The organism is Caproiciproducens puteiluti, assembly GCF_052442865.1.
GTDB lineage: Bacteria > Bacillota > Clostridia > Oscillospirales > Acutalibacteraceae > Caproiciproducens.
Genome location: NZ_CP194790.1, coordinates 3,712,098 through 3,734,342 on the forward strand (window position 1 = coordinate 3,712,098; position 22,245 = coordinate 3,734,342).

Genomic DNA, 22,245 nt, shown 5'->3' on the forward strand with positions numbered 1-22,245 from the left:
ATTATCCCTTATTTTTCTGCTTTTTCAGCGCCTGTACCTGAATCGGCAGCCCGAACAGGTTGATAAACCCGTTGGCGTCCGCCTGATTGTAGACCTCGTCCTCGCTGAAGGTCGCAATATCCTCGTCATAGAGAGAATATGGGGAAGTGACCCCCGCGTCGATGATATTGCCCTTGTACAGCTTCAGCTTCACTTCTCCGGTCACGGTTTGCTGGGTGCTTTCCACAAAGGCGGAAAGCGCCTCGCGCAGAGGAGTAAACCACTGGCCGAAATAAACCAGCTCCGCAAATTTATTGCCCACGCCCTGCTTGTAGTGATAGGTGTCCCTGTCAAGGCAGAGTTCTTCCAGCTTGTTGTGCGCGTGGTAAAGAATGGTGCCACCGGGGGTCTCGTACACGCCGCGGGACTTCATCCCCACCAGCCTGTTTTCCACGATATCCGCGATGCCGATGCCGTTTTCCCCGCCGATCTGATTCAGCTGCGCAATCATGTCGACCGCACAGAGCTTACTGCCGTTGAGGGACACCGGAATGCCCTTCTCAAACGTAAGGGTGATGTAAGTCGGCTTGTCGGGCGCCTGCTCCGGCGAAACGCCCAGCTCCAGAAAGCCCGGCTTCTGGTAGGCCGGCTCGTTCGCAGGGTCTTCCAGATCGAGGCCCTCGTGGGAAAGATGCCACAGGTTTTTATCCTTGGAGTAGTTCGTCTCCCTCGTAATGTTCAGCGGAATATTGTGCGCCTCGGCGTAGTCGATCTCTTCGTCGCGGGATTTGATGGACCACTCCCTCCACGGGGCGATGATCTTCATCTTCGGCGCAAACGCCTTGATGGCAAGCTCAAACCGCACCTGGTCGTTACCCTTGCCGGTGCAGCCGTGGCAGATGGCGTCCGCGCCCTCGGCCTGAGCGATTTCCACCAGCCTTTTTGCGATCAGCGGCCTTGCAAAGGAGGTCCCGAGCAGATATTTGTTCTCGTACACTGCCCCGGCCTTGAGCGTCGGCCAGATATAATCTTCGGCGAACGCCTTCTTCAGGTCGGCGATATACAGCTTTGACGCGCCCGTCTTTTTCGCCTTTTCCTCAAGGCCGTTCAGCTCCGCGCCCTGCCCGACGTCCGCGGCGACCGCGACGACCTCGCAGTTGTTATAATTTTCCTTCAGCCAGGGGATAATAATAGAAGTATCAAGTCCGCCGGAATAGGCGAGAACTACTTTTTTAATCTTGTTTTCCATTGCATAGGCCTCCCGTTTTGTTTTGTTGTGTTTTATTATACACTATTTATACGGAAATTCAAGCATTTTGTGCATAAATATTCATTTTATCTTTAATAGATAAAAACAGCCAAATAAGATTATTTTTGATTGTGGGATATATCCAAACGTGATAAAATAAAATAGAAACAAGGACCAATTTAACGGAGGTGTTTTTGATGTTTCAACAAATCGACATTACAGCCATGAATTTTAATCCATTCACCAAAATCGATAAGGAGTGGATGCTGATTACCGCGGGCAGCGAGGAAAAGTGCAACACCATGACGGCCAGCTGGGGCGCTCTGGGCGAGCTTTGGAACCGATACGTTTCCTTTATTTTTATCCGTCCGCAGCGTTATACTCTCGAATTCATCGAAAAAGAGGATTTTTATTCCCTCTGCTTCTTCGACGAGTCGCAGCGCAAGGCCCTGAACTACTGCGGCAGCCGCTCCGGCCGCGATACCGACAAGATCAAAGACGCCGGTCTTACTCCCGTTTACGACGAAGCCACGCCTTATTTTGAAGAGGCAAAGCTCGTTTTCATCTGCCGCAAGCTGCACGGGCAGCCCATTGACCCCGCCTGCTTTATCGACCCCGCGATCGACGGAAAGTGCTATCCCCAGAAGGACTACCACAAGATGTTCGTCGGTGAAATCGTAAAGGTACTGGAAAAAGCGTAGCTTTGAAAGCTGAGGTGAGCGCCGTGCTGCCCTGGAACCGCAAAGAAGTCTATCTGGGCTTTTCCGAAAGGGAGTTTTCCCATGTCCGCGAGATGCTTTCCGCAGCGGGCATTCCCTGTGAAACGCGCATTGTCAACGCGCGCTGCAGCGGGACACGGGGCAGGCTGAGTTCCTTCGGGATGGATCCCGCCTATGAAAACCAGTTCTATGTTTACGTGCGGAAAAGCGATTATGAAAGGGCGTTCGCTTTTCTGAAAAAAGGAGCGTAAAAGGGGCTGCTGCAAAACAGGCTCTCAATAAAACAACGCACAAAAAATGCACCTTAAGTGGGCTTTAAAACCCCGTTTTAAGGTGCATTCTTTATTATGAAAGCTGTTGTCCTGTACAATTTGCCGCGGCAAATTAATTTTGCAGCGGCTCTTTTCATTCAATGATATATTTTCCGATGGAACCGTCCAGGGTCGACGGGACCTGTGCCGTCAGCACCAGTCCGATATCGGTGTACTCCTCGTTTTCCACCGTTCCCTCGCGGCGGATCTGCGCCGCAAGGCCGCTCTGCGAAAACGGAAGCAGCAGCTTCACCCGTTTGCTTTTGATCGGCAGATTATCCTCGATCGCGCTGAGCAGCTTGTCGATCCCCGCGCCCGTCGCCGCGCTGATCCGAACGGAATTGCCCATAAACGGGATGATGTTGGCCGCGGGAAGAAGGTCGCATTTGTTGAACACGGGGATCACCGGCCTTCCCTCGCAGCCGAGCTCCGACAAAAGGTCCTTCGTGATTTTCAAATGCTCCTGCGCTTCCGCGCTGGAAGCGTCGCAGATATTCAGGATAATGTCGGCGGTGGCGGCCTGTTCCAGCGTGGAACGGAAAGCCTGCACCAGATGATGCGGCAGGCGGCGCACCAGCCCGACGGTGTCGATCAGCATCACCGTGGCGCCGTTCGGCAGCTTCAGCGAGCGGGCGGTGGGGTCCAGCGTGGCAAAAAGCTTATCTTCCGCCAGCACCCCGGCCTGTGTCAGGGTATTCATCAGCGTGGATTTTCCCGCGTTGGTGTAGCCCACCAGCGCGACGGTGACGACCCCGTCCTTCTGACGGCGGCGGGTAATCTGGCTGCGGTGCTTTTCCACCGCTTCCAGCTGCTCCCTGAGCGTGTCAATCCGCCTGCGGATATGACGCCGGTCGGTTTCCAGCTTGCTTTCGCCCGGGCCGCGCGTGCCGATTCCGCCGCCGAGGCGGGAAAGCGACGTTCCCTTGCCGGACAGCCGGGGCAGCAGATACTTCAGCTGCGCAAGCTCCACCTGGAGTCGGCCCTCCTTGCTTTTCGCGCGCGCCGCGAAGATATCCAGAATCAGCATGGTACGGTCCACGACGCGCACCTTGCTGATCTGTTCAATATTTCGGATTTGAGTGGGAGAAAGTTCACAGTCAAAAATAAGCAGGTCGATTTCATGCTTTTCACAGAAATCCGCTATTTCCTCCATCATTCCCGACCCGACGCAGGTAGCATTGTCGTAAGTGGGCCGGTTCTGCGTGATTGCGCCGAAAGGTTCCGCTCCCGCGCTGCTGACAAGCTCGTACAGCTCCGCCAGCGAAGTCTCCGCGTCATATTCGCCCGTATTGACTTCCACCAGCAGCGCGCGCTCCGGTTTTTCTTCATTTTCGTACAGATCCAGTTTTTCCATCCCCTTCCAGCATAAACCGCTGTTTTTTCGCTATTATTTTATCTCAAAATCCGAAATAATGCAAATTCTATTGAAAAGCGACATAGAGATAACTCATCGTATCACTATTTAAATTATTAAAAAATCCTCCGGTCTGTGCTTTTTGTGTCTGGTACACGGTCAGCTTGCCTTCGGAAAGGAAAACACCCTTGCTGCTCCCCGTCTGGGTAGCGACTGCAAAGCTGTTTTCGTTATATCCGCCGCCCGGAAAATAGTCGTTTGCGGGCATCCCTTCCATAAAAACCAGCACGAATCCGGGGGCAAACGGCAGCGTGATCACCTGTGAGGCCTCGCCGTTTCCACAGTAGCTTCCGACGGCAAACGCCTGCGTAAGCAAAGTCCGGTCCTCCGGCGACAAATGCATCTGCGTATTTCCGAAATGGGCGGCCAGCAGCGAATCCAGCAGCGTGTTGTCCGCCACAAAATCGCTGCGCATTGGTTTGTCGGTTCCCACCCAGCTGTTCAGTCCCAGGGATGTTTTATTGTTTGTAGGCATTGCTTCCTCCTTCAGATTTTTACCACTCCGCCGCCGAAACCGTCGATCGCATCCCATGTGTAGGAAAAAGCGTCTTTTGTATCAAACGTCTCATCCGCACCGTCGATATTGTTCCATGAAATGCTTCTAAAATCCAGTTCCGCGTTTAAATGTGCGGGAAGGTAGTTTTTGGCAGTTTGCAAAACGGCTTCTTTTTTTTCTTCCGTGGGCGACGCGTCCATGCAGTTTACATAAATGCATTGATCGGTAAACCGTTCGCAGATTCGGGCGTCAATGCCCTCCATCGCAAAAATCCGCTCCATATCGCCCACGGTAAAATCGTTCGGCGTAACGGCGCAGCGCTTCATGACGGCATTGCGCCGTTCTTCCTCGTTTTCCTGCGCGCCGATCCGCAAAAGCTTCTCCGCATTTTCAAGTCCGTAATCCGACGCGGTGGCGACAAAGCTTTCCCGCTGCAGCGTTTCCAGCTCTCCGCAAACCATGTCAAGCCCCTGTGCGTACGCCTGCAGCTCATAGTCAACGGTGGTATTCCCACTGAGCGAATAGATCTTTGCCGCTTTCATTTTTGCGGTCATCGATTCCAAAGCTTTCATTGCCCAACCCCCGCGTAATGCCCCACATGCACCGTGCCGCAGACCGCCAGCTGGTTCGGGCCGATCTTCCTGTCCATGGTCACGGATGTGTTAAAAAGATAATTTTTGATCTTTCCCGTTGCGAAAACCCGTACGCCCAGCGCGGTCACGATCACCGGCTCCCCAACCGACAGCTCGTCAAAATACGCTTTGACCGCCTGTTCGCAGGCGGCCTTCGCACCCTGCTCGGAAACGGCGTCCGCCGGGGTAACGGCAATGTCGATCTCCACCGGGACGGTCTGCGCCGCCGCAGCCTTCACGTCGACGTTCACTTCGCGCAGCAGGTTCAGATCATTCTGCACCCGGCTGATGATTTCCGGCAGGGGAGCCGCGCCCCTGCCGCCAAGGTAGAGTCCGACCGTTCCCGCCCCGTTTTCGCGCGGTACCACGCCCACGGAATAGACGCCGTCGTACTTCAAAGCGCATTCGCGGTAAAAGGCCGCGTTGGTGCCGTTGGAAATGCTCGCGTAGCTCTGCATCAGGCGGGCGCGCAGCTCGCTGTCGTTTTCGCCGTCTTCCCCTCCGGCGAAGGCGGACGGATTCGCCGCGTTTTCTATTGCGGGCGGCGGCGTGACCATGACGGAGACGGTGCCCGGCTGCGTATTCCCGCTTTTCCCGCCCTGTTCCGCCTTGGCCGGGACCTCAACGCTCAGCTCGCCGTTTTTCAGCAGGGCGCTTTCGGTCGTGACATACCGTACCGGCTCGTCGCCGGAAGTCGCGCAAACTGTTCCCTCGGGGACCGGGACGTCGTACCAGAGCGGCGTGGTACGCTGAAAGGCAATGCGTCCCCGGGCCGCGACCGGCTGCTTGCGCTGAAGCCCGCGCTCCTGCGCGCGCAGCTCAAGCTGCTCCCCCTGCGCGCTCTGCGCGAACGTCTGCATTTTGAGCCAGTCCACCGCGCTGCCGATCGAATAAAGCTCCCCTGCCAGCACCTTCATGCGGATGCCGATATCCGAAGCGTCGTCCGGGGCGTATCCGGCAAGGGACGTAAACTGATCCTGCATGCGCGTCAATATTTCCTGATAGCTGTACACTAAAATTTCACCTCTATTTCGGCTTTCTCCCCGCCGCAGCTCAGTGTGATCACCGCGGCCGGCGGGTCCCCCGAACATTCCGCGCGCTCCACCGTGACCTGCGGCAGGACCCTGAGCGCTTCCTGCGCCATGGCAAGGGCCTTTTCGTTCAGCCCGCTGCCGCCCGGCTTCAGTTCATACAACCGGCTTCCAAGGGAAGGGTCGTACACGAAGCCGCCGAGCGGCACGGTCAAACGGACCGCGGCACGCTGCAAAAGCTCCCGCGCGCCGCCAATCTGCTTTGGACGGCCGTTGGAACCGGGCAGAAAATCCCCTTCGATTAACGCCGTATCCATGCTAATCCTCCTTCTGAGCGGCAAAAACCTGTCCGTTGATGATGATCTCTCCGCTGTTTTTCAGGTAAATGCTCGCGCCGCCGGACGAAAACAGCAGCAGCTCGCCCGGGGCGATTCCTTTTTCCTCCGTCACCGCGCCAATACAGGCATTTCCCGAGCCGGTGCCGACAACGACCGTTTTCGCCGCATTCGGCGGCAGATAGGCAATGCCCCACGGCCCCAAAAGCGGAATGCTCCTGTATTCGTTTTCTCCCTGCATTACCGCCGCACCGGTCACTTCCGCCACCTGTGCGGCGGTTTTGCGGTTCTGCGCGGCGATCACCTGCTGTGAAAGCCACATGGTCCTCACCTCCTCAAAGTAAACCGGGTGCTTTCCCCGTCCGCGTTCAGTCGGTACTCCGTCTGTGAGACATACAGCTTTTCCACCGTGCCGAGCGCCGGGTCCCGCACCCTTGCGGCTGTAAAAAGGGCGGCCTCGATTTCTCCCGGACAGTCCGCGGTCACCCGGTACGCCTTTTTCTCCGCGGCGCGGATCAGTTCGTCGGCGTCGCCCTGAGCAAGACATCTCCTGCGCCTGATTCCAAGGGAAACCGCCTCCGCGCTCTGTGCCGCCGGGCTGTAAACCCCGGCACTGCCGGACTTTACCAGAACCTCCGAAAGAGCGTTGCAGTACAGGTTTTCCACCGAAACGGAGGTATACCCGATCCCGACGGCATTGTCAAACAGCAGCTCCCCCTGCGGCCTCGCGCCTGACGCGTCGAACGTGTCGTCCGCAATCCGCGGCGCCACTTTCAAAAACCGGGTGCAGAAGCCGGCGGCGGCCTGCCACTCGCTCATTCCCTTTGTCACCGTGTACGTTCCGTTAAAGGCCCGGCTGTCGCCCAGAAAGCCCGAAAAGCCATAGGGCTTCACATGCCTTTCAAAGACGGTCCTCAGCGACGGCATACAGTAGGTCTGCGGAACAGCCTCATTATCCAGCAGGAGCGCGGCGCGGCTGCGGGCGGAAAGCGTCAGCTTCCATCCGCCGCCAACGCTTTCCTTCTGCTCGTCCACGATTCCGTCGAAGCACAGCTTTCGGGTCCGGTCATAGATTTTCAGCCCCGTCAGCCGCCCCAGGCTTTTTTTAAGCGGGAACACGCCGGTGAAGCCGTCCGCCGGCGCATCCTCCCCGCAAACCAGCCTTGCCGAAACCGGGGGCAGGAGCAAAATCCCCACCCCCTGCGGCGTTACACCCACATAGGTCACGGAAGCACCACCTTTTGCCCGGCCTCCAGCGCGTTCGGCCACTGAATCAGCGGATTCAGATTTTTCAGCGTATCCACGTCCGTCCCATAAAGGTCCGCCACTTCCCAAAGGCTTTCCCCGCCCTTACAGACATAGCTTGTTTCGGAAAGTGAGGTCTCCCCCGGACCGGCGTCGTCCTCCACAAAGACAAAGCTGTAGGAAACGCAGTCCGGCTGGGCTTCGCCGATCATTTTCAGCGACGCGAACGCCGCCGGGAACGGCGTGTCCCCCGGCAGGCGTAGCAGCCCGCTTTCTCCGGAGGCGAACACCGCCGCCAGACGGCTGAACTCCTCCATGCACCCGCTGCCGATAAATTCCCCCGACCCGGTCACGACCCGCTTGTCAAAGCCCATATCCTGCAGAACGCTTCCGTACAGGGGCAGCTTCAGGTTTTGAATATTTCTGGAATAAGCGACCTCCACCTGCTTCGGGTTAAAGGGCCACACATAATTTTTATAGCTCATGGGCTGTATTTTCATGCGTTTTCCTCCCCCGTGTCCAGCGGATGGGGGTACCTGCGGAAATCCCGTTCCAGCCCTTCCGAAATTTCGTCCAGCTCATCGTTCACCGCTTTCCTCCTCCTTTTCCTGTGTCCGCGCCGCGGCCACCAGTTCCATGCTCCGACGGGGCGTGTTGCCCGCCCCGCCCTCCGCAGTGATGTTTTTCCATCTGCACCCGGAATAGACCACCCGACCACCGTTTCCCGCGGCAATCAGGCGGAAGCCGGAAAGCGCGCACAAATCCGCGCCGTTTTCCGGCCGGACATTTCGAACAGTCAGCTCATAGCTGATCCGCCCGGGCGCGGTGGAAACCGCGTCCTGCTCGCCCCAGGCCGAAACCGTGCGGCTCTGCTGCACACATTTTACCGTGTAGCTGTCCGCGACCGCGGCCCGCTTCCCGTCTGCTTCCAGATAGACCTCCCTGTCCGCACCGTCGTCCAGCACCTTTAAAACCGCCCAGACGTAAAGCTCCTCCCCCGCCATCAGGGCCGTGTCGGCGCGCTTGACAACGTAGTTGCGCCCGCCGCCGTAAATCTCATCCCCGGTACAAAGCGGTTCTCCTGTGGGGCCGGTGTAAAGGTAATGCAGGTTATCGTAATATTCCGTGGGCAGATTCAGGGACGCGCCGCTTTTGTACTGCAACGGCCGTAAAATCGCGCTGACTTCCCGGTCGCGTGCGGTTACTTTTTCACCGTATTTTTGAAAGAGCCTTTCCAGCGCTTCCTTCCGCTTCATGGGCAAATCCTCTCAAATAAAAAACCGTCGTCCTTTAAATACGGGGCCGCGGCGGCGACGGATTCCCGCCACGCCTGTCTGGCCATTTCCACCCCGGCGCAGCTTTTCGTCACCCTGATATCCCCCGCGGAAAAGCTCTCCACCCCGGACCCCGCCGTCATCACCGCCCAGCGGTACAGCGCGAGCGAAGCCGCCGCCGCGCACAGAAGCCCCCGCGCTTCGGGAATGTCCTCTTTCACGCGGCGGCTGATTTCCGTCATCGCGTCCTCACACAGGGGAAGGAACCGGGCGGCTGACTCGGCGCTTAAGTCCGCCATCAGCGCAAAGCGTTCGGTCACATCCTCAATTACCATATCAGTGCCCTCAGAACGGATAGCTCAGCACCTTGACGGCACTGTCGAAAATCTTGGCAAACCCCGCGATCGCCGTGATGGCGGCACGCTCCAGCTGGCGGTCGATCAGCTTGTCGTAATCGGTGCGCACCCCTCCGGCCTGCACCATTTCCAGCGCGCAGGTTTTGTCGAGCCCGATGATTTGGTTGTCCGCCAGATCCGGCACATGCAGAAGGTTCGCGCCGAGCGGAGCGGCCAGCTTACCGGTACCCTGAAAATTCAGTCCCGCGTTCGCGTCCTTAAACTCGCTGATGGAAAGGATGTCCTTCACGGTCGCCGTGGAAGCCAGCATGGTATTGAGCGAATACGGCGCAAGGGAGCCCCACAGGTTCACCATATCGGCGTAATCCGGTTTGGACCCGGCCGTTTGGACCGCACCGGCGGGCGACTGGCCGTCGTCCCCGCGCAACAGCACCTCCACCGCGTCCGCAAGCTGCGCGCGGGCAATGTAAGCGCCGATCTGGCGCAGGGTGACGGTGAACAGGTCCAGCTTCTGGAAGCGGAGCGCCTCATAGCTCGCGACCAGCATCCTGCCGCGTTTCTGCAGCTTCACCAGATGGTCCTGGGTCCTGACGACGGTCTGCGGAATCTGCGCGCCCTCCGCGACGGGCTTGAGCGCCTTGTCGTCCCTGCCCGGATTGGACGTAATGGTGCGGTAATCCATGGAGCCGATGTTGGTCGTCGTCGCGACGAGGTTCGGAAGCAGGTTCGCCAGCTCCATTCCCTGCCGCACCGCGCGGTTGACGTACTCCGGGAAAAGTGCCGAGCTATCCGCCGTCTGGAAAAACTTTTCGATCCGGTCGGAATCCGTCCCGCTCACGCGGATATCGAAGCGCTTCAGCTGTCTTTGGTACGCGTCAAGCCCTTCCAGCCCGGTACCCGCGTAATTTTCGGTGGGGTCCAGGCTTTCCAGAACCTCCGTAAAGCTTTTCCCCGGTGTGCCGTACATTCCTTTTTCGAGTTTTACCGATTCATAAAATGCCATCTTTTTTCCTCCCGTTATTTAAAGAATGATTCCGCAGGTCTGCGCCGCGGCGTTCACGTCGGTGACGAGCAGGCTTCTGCCCGTGCTTTCGGCCTGGACTCCGCCGTTCCCGTCACAGCTCAAAAACCGGTATCCGACCGCCGGAGCGGTCCCGGAATACGCCACCGTCACATAGCCGTGCAGCTGTACCGCCGCGAAACCCCCGCGCACGGAAACCGCCACCCCGCAGAATTCGTCCTGTGCCTGCCCCACGCCGACAAGGCCGTTTCCGGTCATTTTTACCGGAATGCCCGGCGCCACGCCGCTTTCCGCCTCAAAGGTTGCCATCTGTTCGCCGTAACCGTTCAAAGAAATGTTCATTTTCTCTCCTCCGTTTGTTTTATATTTTAAATTCCGCATTGAAACCGGAAGTCTCGGCCCGGCGCACCGCGGCAAGCTGCGGTGCCAGGGGCAGAACCTCCTCCGCCTTTTTGCGGTATGCCTTTTCAAAGCATTTCAGGTCCCCGAGCTCCATTTCGGCGGCGACACGCGCCGCCGTCCGCGCCGGGATTTCCGGCTGCGCGATGCCCGCGTATTTCACGAAGCTGTTTTCCAGCTCGCCGCGGTACAGCTTTCCGCACTCGGCCTGCTCTTTCAGCGCTTCCAGCCTTTTGGAAAACCGGTGCGCCTGCTCCGTGCTCAGGGTGACCTCTCCGTTTGCGAGCGCGAGCGCTTTTTCCACCTCTTCCGCGTTTTCGGTGGAAAAGTTCTTGATGACTCCGGCCTCGCGCTGGGCGGGCACCGCCACAAACGACCATTCATAGGCGTCCGTCGGCTCGCTTAAAACCGCGCAGCAGGTTTTCCCGCCGTAACTTTTCCCTTTCCCATGGGCGCAGCCGCCTTTTTTCAGGTCCGCGCCGCAGATGCTGCACGTGATCTTTTTGACCGCGCAGCCCACGCTGACTTCCTTTTTGATGCCGCTGTCCAGCTCCAGAATCAAATCGCGGTTTTTGTCGCTTTTCGGCAGATACGCCCGCGCAACCAGGCGGCAGTACGGCTCGCCCGCTTCGGTCGTCCGTTCGCCGTCCCGTTCCACCGCGCAGTCGTAAATGCGCGCCGTCTGGTTCTGCGTCTGCATGCTGTGGTTAAAAATCCCGGTTTTCCCCACAAACAGCACCGCCAGCTTTTCCAGTGCCTCCACCGTAAACCGTTCGCAGTCGCGGTCGATTTCGTTGTCGCACAGCACCACCGAAAATGTATAGATTTCATCGGCGGAAAACTCCCTGCGGGTATAGCGGTTGATTTTTTCCAGCGCGTCCTTGTCCGGCTTTTGATTGCTTTTCAGCACATATCCCTCTTTCAAGTCATCCTTCCTTTCTCACGTTTTCGCGGCGGCTTCCATCTGCGCCGCCTTGGCGTTCAGGTACCGCGCGTTTGCCGACTCGATTTCGTCCTGCAGCGTAATGTCCTCCCATTCGACGGTAAACTCCGGTTCGTACCCGTTCAGCCGCAACCACAGGGAACAGATACGGTGAATGACCGTATTGAGAATGCGGCGGTACGCTTCCAGCTCGCTGGTCAGGATATCCGCCTGCTGGCTCGACATTCGCTCGGTGGAGGACCACGAAAGCCCCAGCAAGAACGGCGGCAGTCCCAGCTTCGCCACGATCTGCTCCAGCATTTCGCGCACCGGCACGGAGCTGTCCAGTATCTGGTTGTCCGCGCCGATCGCCTTGATGCTCACGTCCCCAACGGCCACAAAATCGCTCACGCTGTCCTTTTGCATCGCGCGGCTCCACTCCCCGGCGATCTGCTGGGCGCGCTCCTTCGCGTAGGCCCTGTCCGCCGCGTCGTTCGTGGGCTTATAGGTCACGGCAAAGCGCACGTTTCCCAGCCGCTCCCAGTTCACGCCGATGGTATTGTAAATCTGGATCAGGATTCCGCTGACGAACGGCAGTCCGTGCAGCAGGGATACCCCCCGCGCGCTGCCGGGCGGGGGATTCAGCGCGGAGCAGAACACCAGCTCCGGGTATTTCACCTTTACGCTTCCGCCCGGCTCGCGGCGGTAAATCTCGGTGTGCAGAGGGCTGACGGCTTTCAGCTCCACATCCTCCAGCCCCGCGTTGTACAGCGCGGCGACGGTCCCGCCGCTTACCACCATTTCCCCCACCGCGTTGCCGTAGGTCAAAAGCTGCGACAAATAGTCGTTTAAAAAGCTCTGTACGCCCGCCTCCATGGAATTCACCTTTACGTTCTGTAAAAAGGAATTCAGGCTGGCTTCCGTATTCCCGCCGCCGCAGCGCACGGTAAAGCTGCCGATCAGCCGGATGATTTTATCAATGCCCGCGTCGATGATCGGCACCGCCTCGCGCAGCGCGCTGTAAAGCCTGTTTTCGCCCGTCTGCAGCGGCACGTAGCTGTCCAGCGCCGGAAAGGGCGAAGCGGACGCCGCGGTCTGCACCGCCCGGGCGACCGGCTGCGGTTTCTGTCTTTTTCCTATCATTGCTCTCCTTTCCCGCGCGGCGCGGCAATTGCAAAAAAGGCGTCCTCCCTGCGGAGAAGCGTCGTTACAAAATACCGGATATCGTCCATCGCGTGATCGTTTTCTTTTACCGGCGCGTCCCGGCTTTTGTCGTCGTTCCAGCGGTACAGGCCGAATTCCCGCACCGCGTCCGTGCAGTTGCGGCAGATTTTCACGTCCCCCTGCTTCAAAGCGACGCTGACCTGCCGGATCCCGTCGAGCACCTCGTTCTGCGCGGGCAGGACGCGGTATTTTCCGTGCCGCCGGATCGTCTCGATAAAGCTGGCGGCGGAAGGGTCGACGGTGACGCTCTCAATTTCGTGTTCCCCGCAAAGCCGTTCCAGCCCGGCGTAATGCTCCTCGTCCGTGCGGGAAGCGCCGACGGCGCGCGAATCGTAATAATATTCGTCCACCCGGTACCACACGCCTTCCTTTTTCCCCCACAGCCCGAACGAGGACGGGTTCACGGTGCCGTAGTCGCAGGAAACGGCGTAGCTTTCGCAGTCCTTCGGCGCGGCGCAGAGCATTGGGTCCGTCATAAACGGGTAGACAAGCCCCTGTGCCGCCACCCATTTCCCAAGCACGAAGCGCTCGTAAAACGTCCCCGCGTAAAGCCCGCGGTACCGCGCGCGGATCTGCGGGCTGAGCGACGGGTTGTCCTCCATGGTAAAATGCAGGTACAGCGCGTTTTTTCTCTCCGCTTTTTGAATCCATTCGCGGTAAAACCAGTGCTGCGGGTTTTCCGGGTTGCAGTTGAACCAGAATTTCGAGCCTTCCACCGAGCAGCGCGCGAGCGCCTGTTCCACAAACGAGCGGGGCATCAGCGCCACCTCGTCGAACAGAACGCCGGAGAGGGTAATTCCCTGAATCAGCGCGGACGACCCTTCGTCCCGCCCGCCGAACAGATAGAAGCGGTCGCTGTGCTTTCCGCAGGAAATGTCCAGCCGGTTTTCCGCAGCCTTCAGCTCGCATCGGAAGCCCGATTCCTGCAGGGCCGGCAGCAGCGTGGTAATCAGGTTCCGTTTCAGGGAGCGGATGGTTTTGCCGCAGATGGCAAACGAGCGGTCCTGAAAGCGGCAGAGCGCCCACGCGGCGAACGAAATCCCGAGGCAGAGCGTTTTTCCGCTGCGCACCGCCCCGTCGCAGATCACCGCGTCCCGGCTTTCATACGGGCTGCCCGGGCACCACCAGGAAAGCGCCTGAAGCTGCTTTCTCGAAAAAGCCTTAAACTCCATCTTCGCTCCCGCCGAGGGACCTTGCGCACTCCTGCAGGGTACGGTACAGCGGCAGGGAATCCCCGCCGGTCCCGCTCAGCTCTTCCAGACTCTGCAGGGCTTTGATGCGGTCAAAAAATTTGATTTCCATCCCGCCGCCCTTCGGCCGCTTGATTTCCGCAATGTTGTACAGGTCCATTTTGTCCAGCGCCGTCAGATCGGGCTCCTCCGTAAACAGCAGCCGCACCGCGTCCGCAATCCCGCCGTAGGCCAGCCTTTCGTATCCTCTGCGCACCCGTTTGCGGGTTCTTTCGCCTGTTTCCGAATTGCTTTCCAAACCTTCAGCCTCCTTTCAACCCTCCGGTACATTTCCCCGTTTATTTCCCAAAAAGAGGAAAGGAAACCAAAAATTATTTCTTGACAAAGGAGGATAAACGAGTTATTGTATATATACGATATATACAATATTAGCATATCAAAAAACTGTCGGGCGTCGGAAAAGTGTGCGCGGCTTGATCGACAGCCTGATTCGCTTCGAGGTGATTATTTGGACATCATCATCAGCAACGCAAGTGGGAAACCGATTTATGAGCAGATTACCGAGCAGATCAAAAACAGCGTCATCACCGGCGCGCTGCAGGCCGGCGAGGCCCTGCCGTCCATGCGGCTGCTGGCAAAGGAACTGCACATCAGCGTCATTACCACCAAACGCGCCTACGAAGATCTGGAGCGGGAGGGGTTTATTGAAACGGTCGCCGGCAAGGGAAGCTTTGTCGCGCAGAAAAACATGGAGTTTATCCGCGAGGAGCAGCTGCGCAAAGCGGAAAATCTTCTGCAAAGCGCCGTGGATGTGGCAAGGTCGGGCGGAATCACGCTGGAGGAGCTCAGCGAAATACTCGCCCTTCTGTACAACGGCGATTAAAAATTCTGGCACAGCGCCATGGAGGTAACTATGGACATTCTCAAAGTCAGCAATCTTTGTAAGGATTACCCGTCGTTTCATCTGCGGGACGTAAGCTTTACGGTCCCGTCCGGCAGCATCGTCGGTTTTGTCGGCGAAAACGGGGCGGGGAAAACAACCACCATCAAGCTGATCTTAAATGAAATGAAGCGGGACGGCGGCTCCGTTCAGATTTTCGGATTGGACAACAGAAAGGACGAACAGAAAATCAAGGAACAGATCGGCGTGGTGTTCGACGAAAGCTACTTTCATAGCGAGTTTAAAGCCGGGGACATCGCTTCCATCCTGCGGTCGGTCTTTCGGACATGGGACGACGAGCTGTTCAACCGGTATCTGAACCAGTTCAAGCTGCCGAAAAATAAAACGATAAAAGAATATTCCAAGGGGATGAAGATGAAGCTGAGCATTGCCAGCGCACTGGCGCACCGCCCGCGCCTTTTAATTCTCGACGAGGCGACCAGCGGGCTTGACCCGGTCGTGCGCAGCGAAATCCTCGACATTTTCCTCGATTTCATTCAGGATGAATCCCACTCCGTTCTGTTTTCCTCCCACATTACCGGCGATCTTGAAAAGGTCGCGGATTATGTCGTTTTCATCCACGAAGGAAAAATCATCTTCGACCGCTCCAAGGACGACCTGATTTATCAGTACGGGATTATAAAATGCGGCCCGAAGGATTTCCAGCGGATCGATCCGGACGATCTTGTCCGCTGGCGCAAAACCGATTTCGGCTATGAAGCGCTGGTAACGGACCGGGACGCCGCCCGGCGGAAATATTCCGGCCTGGTCGTCGACCCGGCCACCATAGACGATATCATGCTGATTTATGTAAAGGGGGGCAGATCATGACGGGACTTTTACGGAAAGACCTTTTGTACCTGAAAAGGCAGGGGAAATTTCTGCTGGTCATTTTCGCCTTTTACGCCGTTCTTTCTTTTCTATCCGACGACGGAATCCAGCACTTCAACTCCATTTTTATCACGCTGATCGCCATGCTGCCGACTGTTGTCATCGTCAACTCCTTCGCCTACGATGAACTGTCAAAATGGAACACCTACGCGCTCAGCCTTCCCATCACCAAAGGGACGCTTGCTTTCAGCAAATATCTGCTTTCGTTTTCGCTGATATTGCTGACGGCCCTGATTCCGTTTTTGGCGAACCTGCTGTCCGGCAGCCTGTCGGAAGAAACCGGTCTCACTATCTACGCCGCTTCCGGGGCAGCTCTGCTGCTCTGCGAAATTCTGATCCCGCTGTTTTACCGGTTCGGAACACAGAAAGCAAGGTTCGCGCTTCTGGTGGTCGTTCTGATTCCCACACTCGGCGCTTACCTTTTGAAACAGGCGCGGTTCGCCGCACCGAGCGACGCACAGATTCTGTTTCTGCTGAAAATCTCACCCGTTTTTCTCGTGATTTTTTCCGTGGTTTCCTATTATATCTCCTGTAAGATACTGGACAACAAAGAAAATTAGGGCATTAAAAAAAGGAACGGAAATCCGTTCCTTTTTTTGTTAGCTGAACCTAATATTCCATATTACATCATCTTATTTTTTATATTGCATTCCCGAATTAATTCTAAATTCGACTTATATTTTAACTGGAAAATGATAGAATATATTTTATGATAAGAGAATTTTGCAGCAAATCTATTTCAGTTTGCAAGATAAAACATATTCCTCCCCCGCCTTCGGCGGGAAAGGAACACAACCTTGTTTCAGAATCAACTGGAAATGCTGTGGATATTCTTAAAATCGGTTGTTTTTAATGGGTAAATTTTATTACAGAAGGTAAGGAGAAGCGTATGAACGATTTTGTCATAGTGACGGATTCCTCCTGTGATCTGACTGCGGAAATGGCCCGGGATTTGGAGCTTACCGTGCTCCCTCTCTCCTTTAATCTGGCAGAAAAGGAATACCGCAATTATCTGGACGGGCGTGAGCTCTCCTTTCAGGAATTTTACCGGCGTATCCGCGCGGGGGAAACCTGTACGACCTCCGCAGTGAATGTAGAGGCCTTTGCCGGCGCAATGGAGCCGATTCTCCAGTCCGGAAAAGACGTCCTCTGCATTGCGTTTTCCAGCGGGCTGAGCAATACCTGCAACGCCGCGCAGATGGCCTGCAAAGAGCTGGCGGCAAAATATCCGGAGCGCCGGGCATACGCCGTGGACACGCTCTGCGCTTCTCTGGGGCAGGGACTGCTGATCTACCATGCCGTCCAGCAAAAACGCAGCGGCAAAAATATCGACGAGGTGCGCGCCTGGCTGGAAGAGAACAAGCTGCACCTCTGCCACTGGTTCACCGTGGAAGATCTGAACCACCTGAAACGCGGCGGCAGAATCTCCGCGACGACCGCCCTGATCGGCACCATGCTGAACATCAAGCCCGTCCTGCACGTGGACGACGAAGGCCACCTGATCAACGTCGGCAAGACCAGAGGACGCCGCGCGTCGCTCACCGCGCTGGTCGATCATATGGAAGAAACGGCAATCGACCCCACTTCGCAGGTCGTGTTCATCAGCCACGGCGATTCCCAGAAGGACGCCGACTATGTGGCGGAACAGGTGAAAAGCAGATTCGGCGTCAAGACCGTCGTGACCAACTACGTCGGCCCGGTGATCGGGGCACACTCCGGCCCGGGAACCATCGCGCTGTTTTTCCTCGGCACACACCGTTAAACCGCCGGAACGAAAGGACGGGACGACCCATCCCCGCCTCCCTCCGTGAGGGAGGTGCCGCGCCCGTCGCGGCAAAAGGAGTTCGTTCCCTCTCTCTATTGGAATCCGTCGTAGTCCCCAAAAAAGGAAGCGCCCCGGTACGGCTTTGAAAAGCCCTGTCGAGGCGCATTGTTTTGCATTATTTTGCCTGTGTTTCGCCCTTGTCTTCCAGCAGCTTGGTTTTCACCGTCCGGGTGCTGCCGGTGGTACTCTGTCCGGTACTCATTCTGAAAATGGTCAGCGAGATGGTGTCGCCCGCCTTGTGCTTGTTCAGCACCGCGTACAGATCGTCCAGACTGGCGATTGCCTGGCCGTCCGCCTTGGTAATCACATCGCCCACGACGACGCCGGATTTCGTCAGGTCGCTTTCCGAGCTGATTTCACGGATCATTACGCCGGTCGGATAGCCGGAAAGCTGCGACTGGATATCGGTGATGGTGGTCGCCGTAATGCCCAGACGGCTGCGCCCGCTGACATATCCGCGCGCGACCAGGTCGTCGATGATGGTTTTCGCCTTGCTGACGGGAATGGCAAAGCCCATTCCCTCGTAGCCGGTGGCGACAATCTTATTGGAATTGATGCCAATGACCTGCCCGTACATATTGACCAGCGGACCGCCGGAATTGCCCGGATTGATAGCCGCGTCGGTCTGGATGTAGGTCATGCCGTTGTCGCTGTGGCTTTCGATGGTGCGGTTCAGCGCGGACACATAGCCGCCCGTCAGGGAGCTGGAATACTCCATGCCGCCCGGATTGCCGATGGCGATCACCTCGTCCCCGATTTCGAGTTGATCCGCATTGCCGAACACCGCGGCGCTCAGGTTGCTCGCGTTGATGCGCAGCACGGCGAGGTCTGAGGTTTTGTCGTAGCCGACGACCGTCGCCTCATATTCCTTTTTATCGTGAAGGATGACCTTTACCTTGTTCGCGCGGGAATAATTGACCACATGCGCGTTCGTCAGGATATATCCGTCCTTGCTGGCCACAATGCCGGTGCCCTGAATCACGCCGCCCTGGCTGGCCGTTGTGCCGGCCACGGTGGTTTCCACCCCGACCACGCTTTCCACTACGTTCTTGTAGACGTCCTTGGCGCTCAGCTGACCGGTGCCCGGCTCCGGTACAATCGTAATTCCGGAAGAATTCGGATTGGTTCCGTCGCCCTTGATTCCGCCCTGAATCTGCGCCTGGCTGGATGCGCTCCCGGAACTGGCGGAATCCTCCCCGTCGTTATATTCCGGCTGCGAGGTTGTGCTCTGCGGCCAGCCGCTCTGCTGGCTGACGGCCGTCTGAACGCCGTAAATGCAGAAGCCCAGCACGAACGCCGCCGTCAGCCCTCCCAGAATCCAGAGGAACACGCGCAGGCCGGTGTTTTTCCGTTTGGGTGGTTTCGGATCCTGCGGATTCTGGTCAGGATGCAGACCGCCGTACGGCTGATACGACCAGTACGGCTGCTGACCATACTGATCCTGACGATAGCCGCTGTAGGGGCCGTTATAGTTCCCGTAGGGCTGATGATACTGGCCATACGGGTTGTTGTTGTACTGGCCGTAGGGCGGATAAGGATTCTGCGGATCCTGATACGGCGGCTGGCCGTAAGGAGGAGGCGTCTGTTCCGTATTCCGGCTGTCCGGCTCCGGGCCGCGGGAACCGGGCGTACCCTCCTGTTCAGCGGAAGCCGGTGCGTCCTGTCCCCGGCGGTCCTCCGGCTTCTCCTGCTCCGGTTCACTCCCCTGCTCCGCTGCCGGGGGCTGTTCGTTCGCGGGCTGGTTGATGTCTCCGGTATCCCACGGGTCTTTTTCCCCGTTATGATTGTGATCGAACTCGCTGTCACTCATAAGAAATACCCTTTCTGAAAATGATTTATTCTTTGACCTGCTCGGATGATCCGTCCTTTAACAGGTGCGGTTCGTTGATTTTGGGCAGCCAGAATTCAAACTGACAGTATTCATTCTGCACGCTGCTGACATTAATTTCCCCACCGTGCAGCTTAATAATCGTACGGACAATATACAGTCCAAGACCCATCCCGTTTTTATCCTGGCTGCGGGACTTATCGGTCTTGTAGAAACGGTCGAAAATCAGCGAAAGTTCCTCCGGAGCAATCCCCGGGCCGCTGTTTTTGATCGCGACGCTGCTCCTGTCGGGCTGGTCAAGAATTTTGATCTCGATATACCCGCCCACGTTGGTAAACTTGACCGCGTTTTCGATCAAATTGTATACGACCTGATGGATCATATCCGGATCGCCGTCCACAAACAGGCTTTCCGTATCCTCCAGCCCGCGGATTTCCAGCTTCTTGTCTTCGATCGCCTTTTCAAAGGACAAAAGCGCGATCAATATCGTATTGGTCAGGTCAAACCTTCCCGGGCGGAGCTTCATCTCGCCGCTGTCGATTCTGGAAAGGTCCAGCATGGTGCGCACCAGCCGGGACAGCCTTTTGACCTCCTGCGAGACGATATTCAAATAGTGGCTCTCTTTCTCCGCAGGAATCGTGCCGTCCAGAATTCCGTCGATAAAGCCCGCGATCGTCGTCATCGGTGTTTTCAGCTCGTGCGATACGTTCGCAATAAAATTCCGCCTTACGTTTTCGCCCGTGGAGAGGGAACTCGCCATGTTGTTGAAGGCGATCGCCAGCTGGCCGATTTCGTCCTGGCTGGTGACCGGCACGCGCACGGAAAAGTTTCCGTCCCCGAAGGAGCGCGCCGCCGCGGCCATATTGCGAAGCGGCTGGACCAGCTTATAGGAGAACAGCCACACCGCACAGAAGGATACCATAAACGCGGCGATGGCGGCCAGCAGGAACATCCGCAGGATTTCCCCGCGGAAGGAATTGAACGACCGCACATTGTAAGCCGTGAACACGGCGCCAATGGCGGTCTTGCTGCCGTCGGTATTCACCACGTTGATCGGCACCCCGACAATGTAATAAGGCTGGCTGTAAATTCCGCCCATGGTTCCCTGATTGTTGTACCCGCCGGAGATCGCCTTTTTCATGATTTCCTCGCTGACATTCCGGCCGTCGTTGATCCCGCTGGTGCTGTCGTAAGAGGCAATCACAATCTGGCCGCTCAGCTTTGTCACAAAGATATCCGCGTCGATGTTGTCGGAAAAGGCTGCGATAAATGCCTTCATCCGGTCGGTGTGGATCGTATAGACGTTGTCCTCCACCGAAGTAACGCTGTCCGCCGCAATTGCCGCCACGCTCTGGGCGTTCTTCCTCAGCAGGTTCCTTTTTTCCGTCTGCCAGTAGTTCGAAAAGAAAATCAGCATGACGAAGCTCAGGAACAGAAAGCTGATGAAAATAATCGAGGAGGTAATCCGCAGATACTTTTTAAACAGTGTTTTCTGCATTTTTTATTCCTTAACTTCAAATTTATAACCGACGCCCCAGACTGTTTTGAGCGCCCACTTGTCGGAGACGCCTTCCAGCTTCTCGCGCAGACGCTTGACGTGTACGTCCACGGTCCGGCTGTCGCCGTAATAATCGAAGCCCCACACCTCGTCAAGCAGCTGGTCGCGCGTAAAAACGCGGTTCGGGTTGCTCGCAAGGTGGTAAATCAGTTCCATTTCCTTCGGCGGCGTGTCGATCTGAACGCCGTTGACCCGCAGCTCGTAGTTTGTAAGGTTGATGGAAAGCTTGTCGTATTTGACCTCTTTCACCAGCTCCTCGCTGTTTTTGCCCAGACGGCGCAGCACGGCTTTGATTCTGGCCACGACCTCCTTTGCCTCAAACGGCTTCACCACGTAGTCGTCCGCGCCCAGCTCCAGGCCGAGCACCTTGTCAAAGACCTCACCTTTTGCAGTAAGCATGATGATCGGGCACTGCGATTTCTTGCGGATTTCCCGGCAGACCTGCCAGCCGTCCAGCTCGGGCAGCATGATGTCAAGCATAATCAGGTCGGGGGCTTCCGCGTCAAAAGCCTCCAGCGCCTTGCGTCCGTCGTTGGCGATCGCAACCTCAAAGCCTTCCTTTTCGATATAAAGCCTTAACAGCTCACATATATTCTGGTCGTCATCAACCACTAAAATTTTTCCAGCCGGCATTTTTTACTTCCTCCTTCATACCCCGCAGCCGCAGCGTTTTAAATTGGACGGCATCCGAAAATACACCTGATTTTTGATTCCGGACTCAACTGCCTCCAATCTGAATGTATATATCTGATTATAAGGGAATTCCCCCGAAAAGTCATGAATTTTTTATAAAAGTTTTTAAATAATATATGAATTGCAGGCCTGCTGTACCGCTCCGGGGCACGCGGGTTTCCGTCATAAAAAAAGGGAACGCCGCAGCGCCCCCTTCAAAGTTCATGGCAACAGAGCCGCATGGCCCGTTATTTCATGATGCTGTTTAACAATCCGCCCTTTGCGATGATATTCTGAATAAAAGGCGGAAACGGCTGAGCCTTATAGCTTTTCCCGCTGGACAGGTTTTTAATCACGCCGGTGTCGAAATCGACCTCCACCTCGTCGCCCGCCCGGATATCCTCGGCGGCCTCTGCGCATTCCAGAATCGGCAGCCCGATGTTGATGGCGTTGCGGTAAAAAATACGGGCAAAGGTGGACGCGATCACGCAGGACACCCCGCTGGCCTGAATCGCGATCGGCGCGTGTTCACGCGACGAACCGCAGCCAAAATTTTTCGCCGCGACAATGATGTCGCCTTTTTTTACATTCTTTACAAAATCCCGATCGATATCCTCCATGCAGTGCGACGCCAGCTCCGTGTGGGAGGCGGTGTTCAGGTATCTCGCGGGAATAATCACGTCCGTGTCGACATTGTCTCCGTATTTGTGTACAAATCCGTGTGCGTTCATTTC

The 22,245-nt window shown here is 56.7% G+C and carries 27 protein-coding genes; 6 read left to right on the forward strand and 21 right to left on the reverse strand.

Annotation, left to right across the window (positions count from 1 at the left end):
- Nucleotide 1 precedes the first annotated feature (1 nt).
- Nucleotides 2-1,228, reverse strand: coding sequence for an argininosuccinate synthase (locus ACRQU7_RS17955; RefSeq protein ID WP_444642381.1), 1,227 nt, complete (start codon nt 1,226-1,228; stop codon nt 2-4).
- 197 nt (nt 1,229-1,425) lie between these two features.
- On the opposite strand from ACRQU7_RS17955, the gene ACRQU7_RS17960 reads away from it, so the two are divergent.
- Both ACRQU7_RS17960 and ACRQU7_RS17965 read left to right on the forward strand, forming a co-directional pair.
- The gene (locus tag ACRQU7_RS17960; RefSeq protein ID WP_444642383.1) at nt 1,426-1,929 is read left to right on the forward strand and encodes a flavin reductase family protein; all 504 of its coding nucleotides are present in this window, start codon (nt 1,426-1,428) and stop codon (nt 1,927-1,929) included.
- A 2-nt stretch (nt 1,930-1,931) separates the two neighbouring features.
- Nucleotides 1,932-2,198, forward strand: a complete 267-nt coding sequence (locus ACRQU7_RS17965) for a hypothetical protein (RefSeq protein WP_444642385.1) — start codon at nt 1,932-1,934, stop codon at nt 2,196-2,198.
- A 154-nt stretch (nt 2,199-2,352) separates the two neighbouring features.
- Here ACRQU7_RS17965 and hflX read toward each other — a convergent pair whose 3' ends face one another.
- The 16 genes from hflX to ACRQU7_RS18045 form a co-directional block, all read right to left on the reverse strand.
- Complete coding sequence (hflX, locus tag ACRQU7_RS17970) at nt 2,353-3,612, reverse strand: GTPase HflX (RefSeq protein ID WP_444642387.1); 1,260 nt, start codon at nt 3,610-3,612, stop codon at nt 2,353-2,355.
- Between the two features lie 67 nt (nt 3,613-3,679).
- The gene (locus ACRQU7_RS17975; RefSeq protein ID WP_444642389.1) at nt 3,680-4,147 is read right to left on the reverse strand and encodes a hypothetical protein; all 468 of its coding nucleotides are present in this window, start codon (nt 4,145-4,147) and stop codon (nt 3,680-3,682) included.
- An 11-nt stretch (nt 4,148-4,158) separates the two neighbouring features.
- Nucleotides 4,159-4,740, reverse strand: a complete 582-nt coding sequence (locus tag ACRQU7_RS17980) for a hypothetical protein (protein WP_444642391.1) — start codon at nt 4,738-4,740, stop codon at nt 4,159-4,161.
- Complete coding sequence (locus ACRQU7_RS17985) at nt 4,737-5,813, reverse strand: baseplate J/gp47 family protein (protein ID WP_444642393.1); 1,077 nt, start codon at nt 5,811-5,813, stop codon at nt 4,737-4,739. Before ACRQU7_RS17985 ends, ACRQU7_RS17980 begins: the two co-directional genes overlap by 4 nt.
- The gene (locus ACRQU7_RS17990) at nt 5,813-6,148 is read right to left on the reverse strand and encodes a histidine kinase (protein WP_444642395.1); all 336 of its coding nucleotides are present in this window, start codon (nt 6,146-6,148) and stop codon (nt 5,813-5,815) included. Before ACRQU7_RS17990 ends, ACRQU7_RS17985 begins: the two co-directional genes overlap by 1 nt.
- A 1-nt stretch (nt 6,149) precedes the next feature.
- Nucleotides 6,150-6,488 carry a hypothetical protein gene (locus ACRQU7_RS17995; protein ID WP_444642397.1) on the reverse strand — a complete coding sequence of 113 codons (339 nt, stop codon included), beginning with the start codon at nt 6,486-6,488 and terminating at the stop codon, nt 6,150-6,152.
- 5 nt (nt 6,489-6,493) lie between these two features.
- Nucleotides 6,494-7,393, reverse strand: coding sequence for a hypothetical protein (locus tag ACRQU7_RS18000; RefSeq protein ID WP_444642399.1), 900 nt, complete (start codon nt 7,391-7,393; stop codon nt 6,494-6,496).
- A complete protein-coding gene (locus ACRQU7_RS18005; protein WP_444642401.1) occupies nt 7,390-7,911 on the reverse strand; it encodes a LysM peptidoglycan-binding domain-containing protein in 522 nt (173 codons plus the stop codon). The genes ACRQU7_RS18000 and ACRQU7_RS18005 overlap by 4 nt, the downstream gene beginning before the upstream one ends.
- Nucleotides 7,912-7,989: 78 nt before the next feature.
- Nucleotides 7,990-8,667, reverse strand: a complete 678-nt coding sequence (locus ACRQU7_RS18010; RefSeq protein ID WP_444642403.1) for a hypothetical protein — start codon at nt 8,665-8,667, stop codon at nt 7,990-7,992.
- A complete protein-coding gene (locus ACRQU7_RS18015) occupies nt 8,664-9,020 on the reverse strand; it encodes a hypothetical protein (RefSeq protein ID WP_444642405.1) in 357 nt (118 codons plus the stop codon). The genes ACRQU7_RS18010 and ACRQU7_RS18015 overlap by 4 nt, the downstream gene beginning before the upstream one ends.
- Before the next feature lie 10 nt (nt 9,021-9,030).
- Nucleotides 9,031-10,044: a phage major capsid protein gene (locus tag ACRQU7_RS18020; RefSeq protein WP_444642407.1), complete on the reverse strand. Its 1,014-nt coding sequence runs from the start codon at nt 10,042-10,044 to the stop codon at nt 9,031-9,033.
- Nucleotides 10,045-10,062: 18 nt separating this feature from the next.
- Entirely contained in the window at nt 10,063-10,404 is a 342-nt protein-coding gene (locus ACRQU7_RS18025) for a hypothetical protein (protein ID WP_444642409.1), read from the reverse strand.
- 19 nt (nt 10,405-10,423) lie between these two features.
- On the reverse strand, nt 10,424-11,386 hold the full coding sequence (locus ACRQU7_RS18030) for a hypothetical protein (protein WP_444642411.1): 963 nt from the start codon (nt 11,384-11,386) through the stop codon (nt 10,424-10,426).
- Between the two features lie 15 nt (nt 11,387-11,401).
- Nucleotides 11,402-12,526: a serine/threonine protein phosphatase gene (locus ACRQU7_RS18035; RefSeq protein ID WP_444642413.1), complete on the reverse strand. Its 1,125-nt coding sequence runs from the start codon at nt 12,524-12,526 to the stop codon at nt 11,402-11,404.
- Nucleotides 12,523-13,779: a PBSX family phage terminase large subunit gene (locus tag ACRQU7_RS18040; RefSeq protein ID WP_444642415.1), complete on the reverse strand. Its 1,257-nt coding sequence runs from the start codon at nt 13,777-13,779 to the stop codon at nt 12,523-12,525. The genes ACRQU7_RS18035 and ACRQU7_RS18040 overlap by 4 nt, the downstream gene beginning before the upstream one ends.
- Nucleotides 13,769-14,095 carry a hypothetical protein gene (locus ACRQU7_RS18045; RefSeq protein WP_141826590.1) on the reverse strand — a complete coding sequence of 109 codons (327 nt, stop codon included), beginning with the start codon at nt 14,093-14,095 and terminating at the stop codon, nt 13,769-13,771. Before ACRQU7_RS18045 ends, ACRQU7_RS18040 begins: the two co-directional genes overlap by 11 nt.
- Nucleotides 14,096-14,305: 210 nt before the next feature.
- Between ACRQU7_RS18045 and ACRQU7_RS18050 the strand changes: the two genes are divergently transcribed.
- The 4 genes from ACRQU7_RS18050 (at nt 14,306) to ACRQU7_RS18065 (ending at nt 17,390) form a co-directional block, all read left to right on the forward strand.
- Nucleotides 14,306-14,680, forward strand: coding sequence for a GntR family transcriptional regulator (locus ACRQU7_RS18050; protein ID WP_444642417.1), 375 nt, complete (start codon nt 14,306-14,308; stop codon nt 14,678-14,680).
- Nucleotides 14,681-14,710: 30 nt separating this feature from the next.
- Nucleotides 14,711-15,568 carry an ABC transporter ATP-binding protein gene (locus ACRQU7_RS18055; RefSeq protein WP_444642419.1) on the forward strand — a complete coding sequence of 286 codons (858 nt, stop codon included), beginning with the start codon at nt 14,711-14,713 and terminating at the stop codon, nt 15,566-15,568.
- Nucleotides 15,565-16,188: an ABC-2 transporter permease gene (locus tag ACRQU7_RS18060; RefSeq protein ID WP_038326058.1), complete on the forward strand. Its 624-nt coding sequence runs from the start codon at nt 15,565-15,567 to the stop codon at nt 16,186-16,188. Before ACRQU7_RS18055 ends, ACRQU7_RS18060 begins: the two co-directional genes overlap by 4 nt.
- 329 nt (nt 16,189-16,517) lie before the next feature.
- On the forward strand, nt 16,518-17,390 hold the full coding sequence (locus ACRQU7_RS18065) for a DegV family protein (RefSeq protein WP_444642422.1): 873 nt from the start codon (nt 16,518-16,520) through the stop codon (nt 17,388-17,390).
- Between the two features lie 178 nt (nt 17,391-17,568).
- Here the strand turns inward: ACRQU7_RS18065 and ACRQU7_RS18070 are convergent, their stop codons facing one another.
- The 4 genes from ACRQU7_RS18070 to leuD form a co-directional block, all read right to left on the reverse strand.
- Nucleotides 17,569-19,263 (reverse strand): trypsin-like peptidase domain-containing protein, encoded by a 1,695-nt coding sequence (locus ACRQU7_RS18070; RefSeq protein ID WP_444642424.1) that lies wholly within the window; start codon nt 19,261-19,263, stop codon nt 17,569-17,571.
- Nucleotides 19,264-19,288: 25 nt separating this feature from the next.
- A complete protein-coding gene (locus ACRQU7_RS18075; protein WP_444642426.1) occupies nt 19,289-20,779 on the reverse strand; it encodes an ATP-binding protein in 1,491 nt (496 codons plus the stop codon).
- A 3-nt stretch (nt 20,780-20,782) separates the two neighbouring features.
- On the reverse strand, nt 20,783-21,472 hold the full coding sequence (locus tag ACRQU7_RS18080) for a response regulator transcription factor (protein ID WP_038326061.1): 690 nt from the start codon (nt 21,470-21,472) through the stop codon (nt 20,783-20,785).
- 287 nt (nt 21,473-21,759) lie between these two features.
- On the reverse strand, nt 21,760-22,242 hold the full coding sequence (gene leuD, locus ACRQU7_RS18085) for a 3-isopropylmalate dehydratase small subunit (RefSeq protein WP_444642428.1): 483 nt from the start codon (nt 22,240-22,242) through the stop codon (nt 21,760-21,762).
- Nucleotides 22,243-22,245: the final 3 nt, after the last annotated feature.